Source organism: Ruegeria sp. YTSA072 (assembly GCF_059610285.1).
This window is the reverse complement of record NZ_JBXWNI010000001.1, coordinates 648,233-665,485: the sequence shown is the minus strand read 5'-3', so window position 1 is coordinate 665,485 and position 17,253 is coordinate 648,233. Positions and strand designations below refer to the sequence as shown.

Here is a 17,253-nt window from a genome sequence, read left to right as displayed (position 1 = left end):
ATGAATATCAGCACCCTGCCCCCTCAGATCACAGTCAACGGCGTTCGCCTGAACGCAACCCCCGGCCAACGCCCGGTTTGTGTCGATGGAAGCACCACGATTTGCGAGCTGTTTCGGAACCGCTGCACTGAGCTTGGTGATCGAACGGCGCACCGCGAAAAGGACCTTGGCATCTGGAGGTCATATTCCTGGACGGACTATTGGCAGCACGCCAAGTGGATTGGGCTGGCCCTGCGCAAATTGGGACTGCAACGGGGCGAGGTTGTCTCGATACTGTCCGAGGATAGAAAAGAATGGGCCTGGTTCGACATGGGCATTCAGGCCGTTGGAGGCATCGCATCGGGCGTCTACACCACCGATTCTGCCAGCCAATTGAAATATCTCGTCAATGACAGTGACAGCCGATTTCTGATCGTCGAGAATGAAGAGCAACTGGACAAATTTCTGCAGGTCGAAGACGAGGTTCCCGGGCTGCTGAATGTCATCATTCTTGACGATGAGGGGCTGCACGATCTAGATCATGCGCGCTGCATGATGATCGACGCGCTGTATACGCTGGGCCAACAAGCCGAGGCTGTAGAACCCGACCGTTTCGAGGCCGAAATCGCGCTGGCGTCGCCGCAGGATACCGCGCTGTTGATCTACACCTCGGGCACCACGGGAATGCCGAAAGGCGCGATGCTGAGCCATGAGAACATCCTTGCGGCAATAGAATGTGGGGCACATGCGTTGCCTGCCTTAGAGACGGACGAACAGCTGTGCTTTCTACCGCTGTGCCATATTCTAGAGCGTGATGTATCCATCTACTTCCCACTTGCTGCCAAATGCATCGTAAATTTTGCTGAAAGCCCGGAGACCGTGTTTGCGAACTTGCAAGAGATCTCACCCTCGACCTTCACCGCTGTTCCGCGTGTTTGGGAGAAGATTTATTCCTACGTTCAGATCATGACGCAGGATGCGACGCCCACGGGCCGCGCAGCCTTTGGCATGGCCCTGAAGGCAGGGCTTGCGCGGGCCGAGTACATTCTGGCCGGCAAACCCGTCCCGGCCGGTGTCGCCGCGCAATTCTGGGTGTGGGACCGGCTGGTACTGCGCAACTTGCGCCGCATGCTGGGTATGGACAAGATGCGGCGCGGAGGTTCAGGCGCGGCTCCGATTTCAACGGACTTGCTGAAATGGTACTGGGCAATTGGCGTGCCGTTGGTCGAGGGGTTCGGGATGACCGAGACCTCGGGTCTGGCGACGCTAAACACCATTGAAAGCAATAAGGTCGGAACCATCGGACGCGCTGTGCCCGGAAATGATATCCGGATATCCGAAGACGGTGAGATTCAGCTAAAAGGCCTTAATATGTTTCAAGGATATTGGCGCAACAACGCTAAAACGGCCGAGACGTTCACCGCCGATGGCTGGCTGCGAACCGGCGACTTGGGGCATATCGATGACGACGGCTACGTCACCATTTCGGGGCGCATGAAAGATATCATCATCACTGCCGGGGGCAAGAATATCACCCCTGCCGAGATCGAAAGCCGAATGAAATTCAGCCACTATATCGCGGACGCGGTGATAATCGGTGACAAGCGAAAGTTCCTGACCGCGCTAATCATGATTGATCAGGAAAACGTTGAGAAATTTGCACAAGACCGGAAGATTCCATTCTCGAATTTTGCGTCCTTATGTGCCGCCTCCGAAGTCAAAGATCAGATTCAGGCGGAAATCGATGCCGTGAACAAGGATTTCGCGCGGGTAGAACAGATCAAGGATTTTCGCCTGATTGATGTGCTTTTGACAGCCGATGACGACGAACTGACTGCAACGATGAAGTTGAAACGCAGTTTTGTCGAAAAGAAACACAGTCATCTTATTGAAGACATGTACGATTAGAAAAAGAGATAACCCAAAGGGAGGAGAAAGATGAAGAATGTGATCATGCGGCTGGCGGCGGCCACCGCCTTGACGGCTTCGGCGACCCTTGCCAATGCACAGACACAGGGTGTCACGGATGATGAGATCATTATCGGGTCGGTCAATGACCTGAGCGGTATCTTCGCAGCCGTCGGTGTTCCGGCGACCAAGGGCGCAAATGTGGTGTTTGACCGCGTGAACGCTAATGGTGGCATACACGGGCGGACGATCCGCTATGTTGTCGAGGACAATGGGTATCAGATGCCGCGTGCGATGCAGGGCTATAACAAGCTGCTGAACCGCGACAAGGTGTTCGCAATGCTGCAGTCGCTGGGAACGCCGATGAATGTCGCGGGGTTCAAGCTATTGGATCCAAAAGGTATTCCCAATGTTGCCCCTTTGTCTGCTGCACGGCAGATGTTACAGGAGCCGATGGACAACAAGTTCACGGCCTTTTCCACATATTTTGACCAAAGCCGTGTCGGTGTGAAATATCTCGCTGAGCAATTTGGTGGTCAGTCTGTGTGTTCGATGTATCTGCCAACCGATTTTGGTGAGGAAATCGTCGAAGGCACCAAGGCCGGTGCCGAAGAAGCCGGGATCGCTTTCGTCGCTGAGACCACGCACAAACCGGATGAAACGGATTTCGTGGGCTCACTCAGCAAGTTAAAGGAAGAAGGCTGCGATATCGTAACGATCGCTCTGGGCGTACGTCAGGCCATTACCGTTGTTGGCACGGCCAAAAAGATGGGCCTTGCAGATATGAAGTTCCTTGGCACCTCGGCCAGCTTCCTGACCGTCGTTGCGCAAGTGCCGGGCGGTGTGACTGACGGTTTCTATGCCGCCGCATCCTGGCAGGATCTGTGGTCCCGCGCAGAAGACCCCGCCCCTGCCGCTTTTATCGAAGAATATAAAGCGGCAACCGGTGAAGACCCCGTGGGATTTGCCATGCTGGGATATTCTGCGGCCGAAACGATGGTCAAAGCGCTTGAGGCTGCTGGCCCCGATCTGACGCATGAAAGCTTTATCGCAGCGATGGAAACGCTGGACTATCAGGATGAACTGGTTGGCAACCACATGACTTTTGGACCTGATGACCATCAGGGGGCTGACTCAGTCTATGTGAATGTTGTCGAAAACGGTGCCTGGAAGATGGTGTACGAAGAATAGCGTCCAACCGACATCTCAAACGAAAAAGGGCTCGCGAATGCGAGCCCTTTGATTTTGTTCACTCGGCAGCGAATTAACGCTTCGAGAACTGGAACGAACGACGCGCTTTGCGCTTACCGTATTTCTTACGTTCCACAACGCGGCTGTCGCGGGTCAGGAAGCCAGCGGCTTTCAGAGCGCCACGCAGGCTGGGATCGTACAGTTGCAGCGCTTTCGAGATGCCGTGCTTGACCGCACCGGCCTGACCGGTCAGGCCACCGCCCTTGACGGTTGCAACAACGTCGAACTCACCTTCAACACCGGCAACCTGGAACGGCTGGCGCAGGATCAGCTGCAGAACGGGACGAGCGAAGTACTTGTCCTGATCCTTGCCGTTCACGGTGACCTTGCCGGAACCCGGCTTGATCCAAACGCGGGCAACAGCGTCTTTACGCTTGCCGGTGGCATAAGAACGACCCAGCTCATCACGTACGGGTTCACGTACGATGACTTCTTCGGCCACAACCTCAACGCCTGCAACGGCGCTCAGCTCTTCGAGAGTATTGATCTGATCAGCCATGGTCATTAGCTCCGGGTGTTTTTCTTGTTCATGGATGCAACATCCAGAACTTCGGGCGACTGGGCTTCATGCGGGTGCTCAGCACCGGCATAAACACGCAGATTGGTCATAACCTGACGCGACAGGCGGTTGCCAGGCAGCATGCGCTTGACCGCTTGGGTCACAACACGCTCGGGGTGCTTGCCTTCAAGGATCTGCTGCTTGGTGCGCGACTTGATGCCGCCCGGGTGGCCAGTGTGCCAGTAGAAGTTTTCTTCGCGCTTCTTGCCGGTCATCTGGATTTTGTCAGCGTTAATCACGATGACATTGTCGCCCATGTCCATGTTCGGGGTGAACGACGCTTTGTGCTTGCCACGCAGACGCATGGCGACGATCGAAGCAAGACGACCCAGAACAACGCCCTCGGCGTCGATCAGGATCCATTTCTTGTCGATGTCTGCAGGTGTTGCAGAAAAGGTTTTCATGGCAGGATAGTCCTGTTTGATGTGAAAGACCGCTCACATGCGGAGCGGCCCGAATTCGATGTTGCGTATTTAGATGCACCCTAGCGGCGCGTCAAGAACGTGAAAACAAAAATAATATAGCAATTACAGCACATTATGAAATAGGTATTATTTTACCCCATAAAATCGCCATCAATTTTCGCAAATATCCCCAACCAGATATACTATCGTAGACCAGCGATCAAAAAAGGAGTGGCCAGAGAATGGATTGGCAGCAAACCATCGCCAATTACGGGGCGGCCTGGCAACAGGCGGACCAAGGTCAACGCCTTGACCTATTAACCAAGTGTTTCGCCACGGATGGCGTCTATGTAGACCCGACGGCAGAAGTGAGCGGACGCTCAAACCTGTGCGATCATATCGGGGAAGTCCTCCAAAGCTCCGGCGGGCGGGTTGAGCTGACCAGCAACCCCAACAATCATCACGATGTCGTCCACTTTACTTGGCATATGGTTGACCCCGACGGCACCGTAATGGTGACCGGCCACGATTTCGTTCGATTGGATGAACAAGGCAAGATTTCACATCTGGCCGGGTTCTTTGGTGACCCCGCCCCATTGAGCTAGGGGCCTAGACGCTGATCTGTTCCGGCGGATTATCCAAAAGTGCACGCAGGCGCTGCATTGCGGCCTCGAACCGCTCCAACGACACGTGCCCATTCATCGCAATGCGTACGGCGTTGGGGGCACGCCCGTCCCGCAGCGCGAACTCGTCGGCAGACCGTAACTGAATGCCTTCGCGTTCAGCAGCACGGCTGAATGCGGCGGCACGCCAACCCGACGGTAGGTTCAGCCAGACAAACGGCACGTCCGGCGCCCAGTTCAGATCAAAGCCGCCAAGCGCATTGACCGTCACCCGGACATAATCGCCCATCCGGGCACGGACGTCCCTGGCGATCTGCCGTGTCCGTGGATCAGACAGCAACAGCCGGGTCAGTTCTGCAAGCGGTTGTGCCAAACCGAAATAGCCGTATTCGGCTGAGCGCCGAAGATCGACGCTGCGTTCGCGCGGGGCGATGGCGAACCCGACCCGCAGGGCTGGCGTCAGGATCTTTGAGATCGACGAAACATGCCAACCCCGTTCAGGTGCCAAAGCGCGATAGCTGGGCTCGCGTGCGTCCCCCATTCGATAGCAATCGTCTTCAATGATCTGCAAATCATGGCGGCGGGCGACTTCCACAACCTCTTTTCGACGTTCCAGCGGCGTATGTGTACCGGTTGGGTTTTGCACCTCGGGCGAGACGCAAACTGCTTGCGCCTGGGTCTGACGCAAAATGTGATCCATAGCCTGAGGGTCAATGCCCCACTTGTCCATTTTCACGCCGACAACCTCGGCCCGCATCAACTCACCTGCCCGACGGAAACCGGCATACGACAGATCTTCAACCAGAACGACCGGTTTGGGGCCGCGCAGGATCGTCTGAAACACAAGGCAAAGACCATTTTGCCCACCATGCGTCAGAACCACATCATCATGGGTCACTGCGCCAAGCGGCAGATCTGAGAGCCATTCAACGACCGCCTGCCGCATGGGTTGGTACGCATCGCGTGTCGGGTAATTCATCAGCAAACGCGGATCGGCTTGGGACACTTTCTTAAGACATTCCCTGATCAATGCCACCTGCCCCACATCCGGTAATCTGGGGCTGAACAGGCTGACATCGGCGTTGTACTTGTCGTCGCGCAGGTGAAGTTGCCTTGCCCACACATCGTCCAGCAAAGGTGAATTCGGAGGGGCGACAAATGTACCACGCCCGACCTCGGCTTGTAGCAAGCCTTCTTCCGTCAGAATCGTATATGCCCGGGCAACCGTGCCAGGCGTGATTTGTAACCGATACGCAAGTTCCCGGACCGGAGGCAGCTTGGACCCTACCTCCAGTGCTTTGTTCTCAATCGCTTTTCGTATTGTATCGGCGACCAGTGTGTACTTGGGACCTTTGGATTTTGGTAACGCCTCTGGCCAAATTGTATCCATTACAATTCTTCCTTTGCTTTTGACACAATCCCGAATGTATCACACATATGTACCGAACATTAGTACATTGTGTCAATACAATTTGAAAGGATACCCAAGATGACACGCCATATGCACAACCCCGCCCTCATGCTGCTGAACGATAGCCCTCGGCTGCCGATGATCGCCGCGCTGGCCGTGCGGTTTGCGGCGACTGTCACACAGTGGGAACGACAGCGCCGCAGCAGAATTAACCTGTCAAAGCTGGATGATCGCATGCTTAAAGATGTCGGCCTGACCCGCCCTGCGGCCGACCGCGAGATCAAACGCTATTTCTGGCAGTATTAATTATCCCCAGTCCCTATCGGGACCTCTTCCTAGGCCGGGTTTCATACCCGGCCCTTTTTTATCCAAATGCCGCAGCTGCAGACCCCGCCGGTGGCAATGAATAGGTCATCGTAGCCCGCGCCACGGGTTGGTCTGAGCCTTCCGAGAACATCAGAACATCGCCTACCGCAAGCGTCTTGCCCAGTTTTAGCAAGCTGCAGCGCGCGATCATATCGTTGGCCCCATCGGGTTTGCGCATGAAATCCATCGAACACCCCGTCGTCACCGCCAGCGACTGACGTCCTTTCAATGCAAGGATCATTGCATAGACGCTGACATCGGCCAGACCGAACATCGACGGGCCTGAAACTGTCCCCCCTGGCCGCAGATGCCTGTCTCCGACCTTCAGCCGCATGGTGATTGAGTTTTCATCCAGGCTGTCGATGACAAAGTCCTTCTCGACCTGTGGAAAAACCTCGACCAGATAATCTGACAGTTGTTCGCGGTTCAAAACCAACGACATACTTCCCCTCCTCGAATTGCCACCCTAGAGTTGGCCCGACATCAGATCGGAGAGCAAGATGGGAATTCTGGAACGTAACGACATGAACGGCGTTGCCCGGTTGAAAATGAACGCGCCAGAGCGCCTGAATGCCCTGAGCGAAGAGATGCTGGCAGCACTTCAGGCTGAATTCGACGCCTTAAGTAACGACTCGAGCATTCGCGCCGTGATCCTGTCCGGCGAAGGCAAAGCGTTTTGCGCAGGTCACGATCTTAAACAAATGACAGCCGGACGTCAGAGCGAAGATGGGGGAAAAGCCTACTTCCAGGACTTGTTCGCGCAGTGCGCCAAAATGATGCTGTCGATTCAATCCCTGCCCCAACCCGTGATCGCGCAAGTCCACGGCATCGCCACGGCCGCCGGCTGCCAACTGGTGGCCACTTGTGATCTTGCGATTGCAGCCGAAGGCACGCGCTTTGGTGTAAACGGGGTCAATATCGGGTTGTTTTGCTCGACCCCTATGGTGGCCCTCAGCCGGAATATCCCCCGGAAACAGGCATTTGAGATGTTGACGACAGGCGCGTTCATCTCCGCAGAACGCGCGACAGAGCTGGGCCTGATCAATCGCGCCGTACCCGAAATGTTGTTGGAACATGAAACGATGGCGCTGGCCGAACAACTGGCAGACAAGCTTGGGTCGGCGGTCAAAGTGGGCAAACAGGCCTATTACAAGCAATTGGATATGCCGATCGAACAGGCCTACGCCTATACCGGAGAGGTAATGGCGCAGAATATGATGCATCGGGATACCGAAGAAGGAATATCTGCATTTATCGAAAAAAGATCGCCAAATTGGGAACAATAACGAGATTATTTAAGTTAATTTTCGCGACTGTTCGCAATTTAGTCCTTTTCAAAAGGGCCACACTGTGGCAAAGCTGAGACATGGCTTAGGCCCAAATACGCTTTTGGGTCGCTGTAGGCGGAAGGTCCCTCCAAGCTGGTTTCTCTCACCGGCGCTGACATTCCCGCTGCGGCGACCCCAAGTACCCTCCTTAAATTACTAGCTAATCAACGCGAAATCTTGCGTGTGTTGCGTTGCGCGATGCTGTGCCCTATGTGGCACCTCATGACACAGAAATTGCATATAGTTGGCGGCGGCATGGCAGGATCCGAGGCGGCCTGGCAAGCAGCGGAAATGGGCGTGGACGTTGTAATCCACGAAATGCGGCCCAAAGTGGGCACTTTTGCGCACCAGACCGGCAATCTGGCCGAGATGGTGTGCTCGAACTCCTTCCGCTCGGATGACGACGAACAAAATGCCGTCGGTCTGCTGCATTGGGAAATGCGCGCAGCCAACGGGATCATCATGACCACCGCCGATACGCATCGCTTGCCCGCCGGTGGCGCATTGGCCGTGGATCGTGATCCGTTTGCCGAAGCAGTAACCGCCAAGCTGCAGGCCCATCCGCGAGTTGAGGTGACGGGCGAAGAAGTCACCGCCCTGCCCGACGACGGCCACTGGATCATTGCGACGGGTCCGCTGACATCCTCGTCGCTGGGCGAGTCGATCAGGGCTCAGACAGGTGCTGAGGCTCTGGCGTTCTTCGACGCGATCGCGCCCATTGTCTATGCAGACAGTATCGACATGAGCCAGGCGTGGATGCAGTCACGTTATGACAAGGGTGAAACCGAAGAGGAGCGGACGGCCTACCTGAACTGTCCCATGGACCGCGATCAGTACGAGGCCTTCATTGACGCCCTGCTATCCGCTGACAAAACCGAATTTCACGAAGGTGAAACTGCCGGGTATTTTGACGGCTGCCTACCCATCGAGGTTATGGCGGAACGGGGCCGCGAGACGCTGCGTCACGGTCCGATGAAACCGGTCGGCCTGACCAATTCGCATCAGCCTGACGTCAAACCTCATGCCGTTGTGCAACTGCGCCGCGACAATGCGCTTGGAACGCTATTCAACATCGTCGGTTTTCAGACCAAGATGAAATACGGCGCTCAGACCGACGTGTTTCGCATGATCCCGGGGCTTGAGAACGCCAGTTTCGCGCGCCTGGGCGGGATTCATCGCAACACGTTCATCAACTCTCCGACATTGCTGGACGCGCAGATGCGGCTGAAATCAAAACCGAATATTCGGTTTGCCGGCCAGATCACCGGCGTCGAGGGGTATGTGGAAAGCGCTGCAATGGGCTTGTTGGCTGGGCGGCTGGCTGCTGCCGAGATCCTGGGGCGTTCCCTGCCCGAGATCCCGCAGGACAGTGCCATGGGCGCGTTGATACACCACATCACCGGCGGGGCCGAAGCCAAGACCTTTCAACCCATGAACGTCAACTTTGGTCTGTTTCGCCCGGTTGATGGCCTCAAAGGGGGGCGCCGGGGCCGTAAGGACCGGTACAAGGCCTACACCGACCGGGCCAAGACGGAATGGACAGACTGGCTGGCGCATTGCTGACTGGACGCATTGCACCCTACCGGCCTAACATACGGGTATGAGCGACAAATACCTCAAAGACGCCTACGGGCTTGATACGCCCGAAGCGACCCGTACGCACTATCAGAAGTGGGCCTCGTCATACGACGCCGAAGTGGGGTCACATGGCTACGCCACGCCTGGCCGCGTGGCCGAGGCACTTTGGTCTCAGATGCCCGAACCGCAGACGCCTGTTCTGGATTACGGTTGTGGCACGGGTCTGTCCGGCAAAGCCCTGCACGATACGGGATTTCAGGTGATCGATGGTGTGGATCCCACACCAAAGATGCTTGAAGGGGCGGCCGCCAAGGGGGTTTACAGAAACCTCACGACGTTTGAGATCACCGATCCGGAACCGCTTGAGCAAGATGCCTATAAGGCAATCACAGCGATTGGCGTGATCGGAACCGGCGCCGCCCCGCCAGAGACATTCGACCTTTTGATGAAGGCGCTACCCAGAGGTGGCTTACTGGCCTTTTCCTTCAACGATCACACACTTGACGACCCGTCCTTCACCACCCGTTTGAACGATTGGCTGGACATGGGCGCTGCGCGGTTGTTGTTTCGGGAATACGGGCCGCATCTTCCCGGGATGGACCTTAAATCTGACGTATATGTTGTTGAAAAGACGTGACATTCATAACCAGATTTGCCCCATCTCCTACGGGGCCGCTTCATCTTGGCCATGCCTATTCTGCACTTCTTGCCAGTGATATGGCCGCCGCTGAAGGCGGTCAATTTTTGCTGCGGATCGAAGACATCGACCGCTCCCGCTGCCGGGTAAATTGGGAAGAGCAGATTTATGACGATTTGACCTGGCTTGGATTGACCTGGCCAGAACCCGTGATGCGGCAATCGTCTCGTGTGTCGATTTATGAAAAGGCGCTGAAAACTTTGTGGTCCCAAGGTCTATTGTACCCTTGTACCTGCAACCGTCGGGACATTGCCGCCGCCGCCGGAGCGCCGCAGGAAGGAGTTCCTCTGCATGGGCCGGATGGGATCATTTATCCGGGCACGTGCAGGCATGTTTCAGTGCGATCGGGCCCGATTCCACAAGATTTGCCCCTTCGACTGGACATTGAAATGGCTGCAGGTGTAGTTCCAGATCTGCTTAGGACTGCCGCTCAACCGTTTGGAAAAACCGCGGTTTTCGAAGAAACAGGCGCGGGTCCGGAAGGGGAAACGGGGCCCGTCACTTTCACTGCTGATGAGTTACGGGACACAATCGGAGACGTGGTATTGTCCCGGCGCGATATGGGAACGTCCTATCATCTATCCGTCGTTCTGGATGATGCGGAACAGGGCGTGTCTCACGTCGTACGCGGCCAGGACCTATTCGAGGCGACGCGTATCCATGTTCTGTTGCAGGCCCTGCTAGGTTTACCGACACCTGTCTATCACCATCATAAACTGATCCGAGATGATGCAGGCAAACGCTTGGCCAAACGCGACGACGCGCGCGCCATCGCCAAGTATCGTGGTGATGGAGTTACCGTGGATCAGGTTCGGGCCATGGTCGGGCTGTGACCGACCCTAGTCCATCGGCCGCATTAGCTCGACCTCTTCACCATCCCGCACTGCGGTGTAGAAACAGGTGCGTCGGTTAGTGTGGCAGGCAGCGCCGGTCTGTCGCACCAGGACCAGCAGGCAGTCGCGATCACAATCGACGCGGAAATCGATCAGTTCCTGAACATGCCCCGAGGTTTCGCCCTTGATCCAGAACGACTGACGTGAACGCGACCAATACGTCACGCGGCGCGTTTCAAGAGTTTTTTCAACCGCTTCTGCGTTCATCCACGCCATCATCAACACCTCGCCAGAGGCTTCATCCTGTGCGATCGCTGGGATCAGACCGGCGTCGTTAAACTTCAGGCTAGTCAGATCGAAAGTGACGGTCTCGGACATTGTAAAAACCTTTTGCATCCCTGTGGATGGCCACTATGTATGGGGAACACGCAACGAGGGAAAGCCATGTCTGGCGAGAACGACCTGATAAAGCTGTATTCCGGGCGCATTCTGGCTCTGGCTGCGGACATTCCGCATCTGGAACGTCTGGAAAACCCTGATGCGACTGTCAAGAAACGCTCGCCATTGTGCGGGTCGACCGTGACCGTGGACGTCAAGGTTGAGGACGGTCACGTGTCCGACTTTGGTCAGGACGTTAAGGCCTGCGCCCTGGGTCAGGCCTCGGCCTCGGTCGTTGGATCCGCTGTAATTGGAACCACGCGCGCGCAAATCGAAACCGCGCGGGATCAACTGTCGGCTATGCTGAAGAAAGACGGCCCTGCTCCGGACGCACCGTTTAACGGGCTGGAAGTTCTTATGCCTGCGCGTGATTACAAGAACCGGCACGCTTCGATTCTGCTGGCGTTGGATGCTACTGCTGAAGCTATGGAACAAGCCGAACAGGCCAACTGCGCCTGAAGATGGTAATTCAATTCAAACCCATCTAACCTCCGCCAAAGTTTTGGGGAGAATTTGGTTTGAATAGTTTTCTGGAACATTTTGTTACCCTGTGGGTCGTTATTGATCCGATTGGAACAATTCCCGTTTTTATCGCCGTTACAGCCGGGCTTGGGGCGGCGGCGCGTCGTAAAACAGCCCTGTTGGCGGCGTTCATAAGTGCCGGGGTTTTGCTGTTCTTCCTTGTCTTTGGACAACTGCTGATCGAGGCGCTGGATATCGGGTTGAACTCGTTCCAAGTGGCCGGAGGGATCATCCTGTTCCTGTTCGCCCTGACGATGATCTTTGGCGAAAGCAAACAAGAGGTTGAACAACGAGCAGCAGAAGACGATCAGGAAGACAAATTCCACAAGCCCAACCCCGCGATCTTTCCGTTGGCGGTACCCTCACTGGCGTCGCCGGGTGCAATGCTGGCCGTGGTTATCCTGACTGACAACAACCGGTTCAGCGTGGCGGATCAAGGCATCACGGCACTGGTTATGTTGTCTGTCGTGGCCATCGCCTTTGTTTTGATGCTGCTGGCCGAACCGATCATTCGACTGATTGGCCATTCCGGTGCCGCCATTATCAGCCGCATCATGGGGATGATCCTGGCATCGGTTGCAGTGAATTCCGTGCTGTCGGCGATGCTCGAAATCTTCAAAACCGGACAGTTGTAAAAAAAACCGCCGCTCCTTCCGGGCGGAAAGGGCGGCGGTAGGCAATGCGTGTCTCGCGTGGGATCCGGATTTCCGCGCAGGGCCGAGGCATGGCCCTTTCAAGGGAATTGGGACAGGCAGGTCACCCTTGACAGAAATGGGGACGACGGCGCGGAGTTTTCGGCACGAGATCGCAGGCAGAAAGGGTCAGAACGCTCCGGGAAGGTGAAGGGCAACCACCAGCATCACCACCAATGACACCGCACCTGCCGCATCCTGCAATAGCGTGGAATGCGAACGGCTTATGGCGGTCTTGATCTGAGTCAGCATGGTCTCACCTCCGGTCGGGTTTTAATCCTTTGTTGACCTTTTGTTCTCATATTTCGCTGAGTCGGTAAAGAACTTTTTGAGAACATTTGTGAACTTTATAGAACGAAATTGCTAACCCACTGAAATTAAACGGATTGCCTGATCCTGTTTCATAAGCCAAAGTAGAACACGCACCGCCTGCCCACGTTCCGTGGCCAAGGTCGGGTCTTTGCTAAGCAAATTGCGTGCGTCCGTCTGTGCTACAGCCATCAATCCGGCCTGGCGTTCCAGGTCCGCAATCCGGAATTTAGGCAACCCGGATTGGGCCGTACCGATCAGGTCACCTGCGCCGCGCATCTGCAGGTCAGTCTCTGATATCCGGAACCCGTCTTCGGTCTCACGCAGAACTTCCAGCCGTTTGCGCCCACCTTCACTGAGCGGGGGTTGATACATCAACAAGCAGGTCGAGTCCGCCTCACCCCGTCCAACGCGGCCGCGCAGCTGGTGTAGTTGAGCCAACCCGAATATCTCAGCCCGTTCGATCACCATGATCGAGGCGTTCGGAACATTCACGCCAACCTCGATTACAGTCGTGGCAACAAGTACTTTTGTTCGGCCCTCTTGAAACGCGGCCATTGCGGCATCCTTGTCGGACGCGGGCATCTGGCCATGGACCAGGCCTACAATACCCTCGCCCAGTATGGCACGCAGCCGTTTGAACCGCTCTTCCGCTGCCGTCAGGTCCGAGACTTCGGATTCATCGACCAGCGGACAGACCCAATAGCACTGACGTCCTTCATCGATAGCCCGACGCAAATGCGCCACGACGTCATCCATACGGTCGGTGCTGATAATCGCCGTTTTGATCGGTTTCCGCCCTGGTGGTTTTTCATCCAGAACAGAGACGTCCATGTCCCCATATTGCGCCAAAGCCAGGCTGCGCGGAATCGGTGTCGCGGTCATCACCAGAACATCCGCGCCCTGCCCTTTTTCGGACAGCTCCATCCTTTGTCGGACCCCAAACCGGTGCTGTTCGTCCACAATGGCAAGTCGCAGGGCGCGGAATTCCACATCGCTTTGAAACACCGCGTGGGTGCCGACAAGGATGTGAATATCGCCCTGCTTTAGGGCGGCCAACTTTGCACGCCGTTCGGCGCCCTTGTCCCGTCCCGTCAGGATTTCCAGAACGACTCCGGCCTCTTCGGCAAGCGGGCGCAGGCCTTCCAAATGCTGCCTGGCCAGAATCTCGGTCGGCGCCATCATGACACCCTGTCCACCAGCCTCGACCGCGACCAGAAGTGCCATGAAGGCGACCAAGGTTTTCCCTGCGCCCACATCGCCTTGCAGCAATCGGTTCATCCGTGCGTCCGAGCCCATGTCGGCGGTTATTTCCTTGATCTCCCGCGCCTGGGCCCCGGTGGGTTTGTAAGGCAGATTAGCAAGAACTTTAGCTTGCAGAGCACCAGTGCCGACGCTCACGATGCCCCGGGCCTTCCGCTCGCGTTGTCGCGCCAAAGCCAGTGTCACCTGATGGGCAAACAGTTCGTCATAGGCAAGGCGTTCACGGGCTGGCGCGTGCGCAGCTACGTCATCTGCCCCCTGTGGATTGTGCGCCGCGGATACAGCCGTGGCCCAATCCGCCCAGCCCTGTTTTGACACTTGCGCAGGGTCAATCCATTCGGCCAGCTGTGGTGCGCGGGTCAATGCGCTACGTGCCGCCTTGTACGCCGTCTTTTGGGTGATGCCCTGCGTCAGGTGATAAACCGGCTCGAACTCAGGAATGTCATCCGCGCTTTCCATGGGTAGCATGTGATCTGGATGGACCATCTGCGCCATGCCGTCGAACAGTTCGAGCTTGCCAGAGATCACACGACGGCTGCCTTGTGGTAGAACTTTTTTCAAATAGTCGCCACGCGCGTGGAAAAAGACCAACTGAAACTCGGTCTGCGTGTCTTCGACGTGAACGCGGTAGGCCCCGCCCTTGTTTCGCGACGGTCGGTGGGTACCGACCGTGACCTCAACCGTCAATGTCGTTGGCAGATCAGCCCCTTGGATTGTATCGCGCCGCCTGCGGTCCACGACAGCGTAGGGCAAGCCGAACAGCACATCACGCGGCGACTCGATCCCCGCCTGCACCATTGTCTGCGCAGTCTTGGGGCCAACGCCCTCCAGAGTCTCGAGCCCCGCGAAAAGGGGAAACAGGATTTCAGGGCGGCCGCTCATGCGGTGCCGATCAGGTGCAGCCATTCATCTTCGTCCAGCGTCTCGATACCAAGTTCTGCTGCCTTCTTGGCCTTGGAGCCCGCACCCGGGCCTGCAACCAGCAAATCGGTCTTCTTGCTGACCGAGCCAGAGACCTTGGCCCCCAGTGCCTCGGCCCGGGCTTTGGCTTCGGCGCGGGTCATCTTTTCAAGTGACCCTGTAAAGACAACCGTCTTGCCAGCCACCGGACTACCCGATGTGTCGGGTCGTTTGGCGTCCAGCACGTCCAATTGCGCGACCAAAGCGTCGATGCTGGCGCGTTCTGCGTCCTGAGCAAATGCCGAAACCAACGCGCGCGCCATGACGTCACCTACGCCATCAATACCCAAAAGCTCGTCCCACTCAGGACCTTCGAAATCAGCGGCTGCGGTGACGGCGCGTTCAAATTCTGTCCAGGCGCCATAGTGGTTCGCGATCAGATTCGATGCGGCCTCTCCGACATGTCGAATGCCCAATGCAAAAAGAAGGCGTCCGAATGGGATTTGGCGTTTTTCATCAATTGCAGCCCAAAGGTTCCCGGCACTTTGCGCGCCCCAACCCTTACGGTTGGCGAGCTTGTTGAGATTGGCCGCATCTCTGGTCTGCAGTGTAAAGATGTCCACCGGGGTTTTAATTGGCAAGTCCGGGTCATCGTAAAACATTTCAATCTGCTTGGCGCCCAACCCTTCGATATCGAACGCTTTCCGAGATACGAAATGTTTCAATTTTTCAACAGCCTGGGCCGGGCAAATAATCCCACCGGTGCAGCGTCTAACGGCATCGCCTTCTTCCCGAACCGCATCACTGCCGCATTCCGGACAGGTTGTGGGAAAATCATAAGGCTGCGCATCCTCAGGGCGTTTTGAAACATCCACATCCGCCACTTTGGGGATCACATCGCCCGCGCGATAAACCTGCACCCAATCACCGACCCTGATATCCTTGCCATCGCGGATCGTACCACCCTTTGCGTCACGACCAGCAATGTAGTCTTCGTTGTGCAGCGTAGCATTGGACACGACGACGCCACCAACAGTTACCGGGTGCAGCCGGGCAACCGGGCTGAGCGCACCCGTACGACCCACCTGAATGTCGATGGCCTCAAGCCTTGTCCACGCCAGTTCTGCTGGAAACTTATGTGCGATAGCCCATCTTGGCGTGGTGGACCTGAACCCCAATCGCGCCTGCAGCGCCAAGTCGTTCACCTTGTAGACAACTCCGTCGATGTCATAGCCAAGCGTTGCGCGTTGCGCTTCGATGCTACGGTAGTGCTTGATCATCTGATCTGTCGTTTCGCACAACGCTGTCAGTGGGTTGGTTGAGAAACCGAATTCCGCCAACCGTTCAATGGCACCCATTTGTGTATCGGCCAAGGGGGCTGACAACTCACCCCAGGCATAAGCGAAAAACCGCAGCGGACGGGAGCGTGTGATTTTCGCGTCAAGCTGCCTCAACGACCCTGCGGCAGCGTTTCGTGGATTTGAAAATACCTTTTCGCCCAGCTCTGTCTGTCGCGCGTTCAGCTTGTCGAAGTCTTCATGCGACATGTAAACTTCACCGCGCACCTCCAGAACCTCCGGAGCGTTTTTGACGCTGTGCGGAATGTCCGAGATCGTCCGCGCGTTCGCAGTCACGTTTTCACCAATCTCGCCATCGCCTCGGGTCGCCGCCTGCACGAGTTTCCCCTGCTCATACCTTAGCGATAGGGACAGACCGTCAATCTTGGGTTCAGCAGTAAAACCCAGCTCGGCCGCGTCGCTCAATCCCAGATATTTGCGGATCGATCGGTCAAAATCCGAAACGTCCTCATCGTTGAACGCATTGCCCAGGGACATCATCCTGACGGCATGTACGAGTTTTGAAAACCCCTCTGCCGGTTTTGCGCCCACTTGATCTGTGGGGCTGTCGGACCGTTTCAGCTTAGGAAAACGTGCCTCGATGTCCACGTTTCGCCGCTTTAGCGCATCGTAGTCCGCATCCGAGATCTCGGGGGCGTCCTCGGCGTGATACAGCATGTTGGCCCGCGCAATCAATTCCGCGAGCCGCGCCAGCTCGGCACGTGCCTGATCTTCCGTCAGTTCTGTTACCGCAATTGTGTCGCTCATGCCCTCGCCCTGTCACTTTGTCTGTGAACCCAGTGATAGGGCGAGGGCATGGCCAGGTCCAGATGTGCTGTTACGTGAGTGAGGCGG

18 protein-coding genes are annotated in these 17,253 nt (G+C 56.4%); 10 read left to right on the top strand and 8 right to left on the bottom strand.

Features of this window, described 5'->3' with window-relative positions; translation table 11 throughout:
- Together AC2FIB_RS03250 and AC2FIB_RS03245 are read left to right on the top strand one after the other, a co-directional pair.
- Positions 1–1,887 (top strand): AMP-dependent synthetase/ligase, encoded by a 1,887-nt coding sequence (locus tag AC2FIB_RS03250; RefSeq protein WP_496841722.1) that lies wholly within the window; start codon positions 1–3, stop codon positions 1,885–1,887.
- Positions 1,888–1,917: 30 nt separating this feature from the next.
- Entirely contained in the window at positions 1,918–3,078 is a 1,161-nt protein-coding gene (locus tag AC2FIB_RS03245) for an ABC transporter substrate-binding protein (RefSeq protein ID WP_496733204.1), read from the top strand.
- A gap of 73 nt (positions 3,079–3,151) precedes the next feature.
- Here AC2FIB_RS03245 and rpsI read toward each other — a convergent pair whose 3' ends face one another.
- On the bottom strand, positions 3,152–3,637 hold the full coding sequence (gene rpsI, locus AC2FIB_RS03240) for a 30S ribosomal protein S9 (protein ID WP_058271904.1): 486 nt from the start codon (positions 3,635–3,637) through the stop codon (positions 3,152–3,154).
- 5 nt (positions 3,638–3,642) lie between these two features.
- Positions 3,643–4,101 carry a 50S ribosomal protein L13 gene (gene rplM, locus AC2FIB_RS03235; RefSeq protein WP_058271592.1) on the bottom strand — a complete coding sequence of 153 codons (459 nt, stop codon included), beginning with the start codon at positions 4,099–4,101 and terminating at the stop codon, positions 3,643–3,645.
- A gap of 242 nt (positions 4,102–4,343) precedes the next feature.
- Between rplM and AC2FIB_RS03230 the strand changes: the two genes are divergently transcribed.
- Positions 4,344–4,706 carry a nuclear transport factor 2 family protein gene (locus AC2FIB_RS03230; protein WP_496733203.1) on the top strand — a complete coding sequence of 121 codons (363 nt, stop codon included), beginning with the start codon at positions 4,344–4,346 and terminating at the stop codon, positions 4,704–4,706.
- Between the two features lie 4 nt (positions 4,707–4,710).
- Here the strand turns inward: AC2FIB_RS03230 and AC2FIB_RS03225 are convergent, their stop codons facing one another.
- Positions 4,711–6,114, bottom strand: coding sequence for an aminotransferase-like domain-containing protein (locus AC2FIB_RS03225; RefSeq protein WP_496841721.1), 1,404 nt, complete (start codon positions 6,112–6,114; stop codon positions 4,711–4,713).
- Between the two features lie 99 nt (positions 6,115–6,213).
- Between AC2FIB_RS03225 and AC2FIB_RS03220 the strand changes: the two genes are divergently transcribed.
- Positions 6,214–6,441 (top strand): DUF1127 domain-containing protein, encoded by a 228-nt coding sequence (locus AC2FIB_RS03220; RefSeq protein WP_058271589.1) that lies wholly within the window; start codon positions 6,214–6,216, stop codon positions 6,439–6,441.
- A 58-nt stretch (positions 6,442–6,499) separates the two neighbouring features.
- Here the strand turns inward: AC2FIB_RS03220 and AC2FIB_RS03215 are convergent, their stop codons facing one another.
- Entirely contained in the window at positions 6,500–6,943 is a 444-nt protein-coding gene (locus tag AC2FIB_RS03215) for a PaaI family thioesterase (RefSeq protein ID WP_496733202.1), read from the bottom strand.
- A gap of 58 nt (positions 6,944–7,001) precedes the next feature.
- Here AC2FIB_RS03215 and AC2FIB_RS03210 point away from each other — a divergent pair, with 58 nt between their 5' ends.
- The 4 genes from AC2FIB_RS03210 to gluQRS all read left to right on the top strand — a co-directional run bounded on the left by AC2FIB_RS03210 (position 7,002) and on the right by gluQRS (position 10,937).
- On the top strand, positions 7,002–7,787 hold the full coding sequence (locus tag AC2FIB_RS03210; RefSeq protein ID WP_496733201.1) for an enoyl-CoA hydratase: 786 nt from the start codon (positions 7,002–7,004) through the stop codon (positions 7,785–7,787).
- A gap of 264 nt (positions 7,788–8,051) precedes the next feature.
- Positions 8,052–9,392 (top strand): methylenetetrahydrofolate--tRNA-(uracil(54)-C(5))-methyltransferase (FADH(2)-oxidizing) TrmFO, encoded by a 1,341-nt coding sequence (trmFO, locus tag AC2FIB_RS03205; RefSeq protein WP_496733200.1) that lies wholly within the window; start codon positions 8,052–8,054, stop codon positions 9,390–9,392.
- 37 nt (positions 9,393–9,429) lie between these two features.
- On the top strand, positions 9,430–10,044 hold the full coding sequence (locus AC2FIB_RS03200) for a class I SAM-dependent DNA methyltransferase (protein WP_496695435.1): 615 nt from the start codon (positions 9,430–9,432) through the stop codon (positions 10,042–10,044).
- Positions 10,041–10,937, top strand: coding sequence for a tRNA glutamyl-Q(34) synthetase GluQRS (gene gluQRS / locus AC2FIB_RS03195; RefSeq protein WP_496733199.1), 897 nt, complete (start codon positions 10,041–10,043; stop codon positions 10,935–10,937). Before AC2FIB_RS03200 ends, gluQRS begins: the two co-directional genes overlap by 4 nt.
- A gap of 6 nt (positions 10,938–10,943) precedes the next feature.
- Here gluQRS and hisI read toward each other — a convergent pair whose 3' ends face one another.
- Positions 10,944–11,333 (bottom strand): phosphoribosyl-AMP cyclohydrolase, encoded by a 390-nt coding sequence (gene hisI / locus AC2FIB_RS03190; protein ID WP_496733198.1) that lies wholly within the window; start codon positions 11,331–11,333, stop codon positions 10,944–10,946.
- A gap of 48 nt (positions 11,334–11,381) precedes the next feature.
- Here hisI and AC2FIB_RS03185 point away from each other — a divergent pair, with 48 nt between their 5' ends.
- Both AC2FIB_RS03185 and AC2FIB_RS03180 read left to right on the top strand, forming a co-directional pair.
- Positions 11,382–11,834 carry an iron-sulfur cluster assembly scaffold protein gene (locus AC2FIB_RS03185; protein WP_496733197.1) on the top strand — a complete coding sequence of 151 codons (453 nt, stop codon included), beginning with the start codon at positions 11,382–11,384 and terminating at the stop codon, positions 11,832–11,834.
- A gap of 59 nt (positions 11,835–11,893) precedes the next feature.
- Positions 11,894–12,532 carry a MarC family protein gene (locus AC2FIB_RS03180; RefSeq protein ID WP_496841720.1) on the top strand — a complete coding sequence of 213 codons (639 nt, stop codon included), beginning with the start codon at positions 11,894–11,896 and terminating at the stop codon, positions 12,530–12,532.
- A 186-nt stretch (positions 12,533–12,718) separates the two neighbouring features.
- Here AC2FIB_RS03180 and AC2FIB_RS03175 read toward each other — a convergent pair whose 3' ends face one another.
- From AC2FIB_RS03175 to ligA, 3 genes are all read right to left on the bottom strand, one after another.
- Positions 12,719–12,841, bottom strand: a complete 123-nt coding sequence (locus AC2FIB_RS03175; protein ID WP_255414864.1) for a hypothetical protein — start codon at positions 12,839–12,841, stop codon at positions 12,719–12,721.
- Between the two features lie 111 nt (positions 12,842–12,952).
- Positions 12,953–15,043 (bottom strand): ATP-dependent DNA helicase RecG, encoded by a 2,091-nt coding sequence (recG, locus tag AC2FIB_RS03170; protein WP_496733584.1) that lies wholly within the window; start codon positions 15,041–15,043, stop codon positions 12,953–12,955.
- Positions 15,040–17,166 carry an NAD-dependent DNA ligase LigA gene (gene ligA / locus AC2FIB_RS03165; protein WP_496733196.1) on the bottom strand — a complete coding sequence of 709 codons (2,127 nt, stop codon included), beginning with the start codon at positions 17,164–17,166 and terminating at the stop codon, positions 15,040–15,042. Before ligA ends, recG begins: the two co-directional genes overlap by 4 nt.
- Between the last annotated feature and the right edge of the window lie 87 nt (positions 17,167–17,253).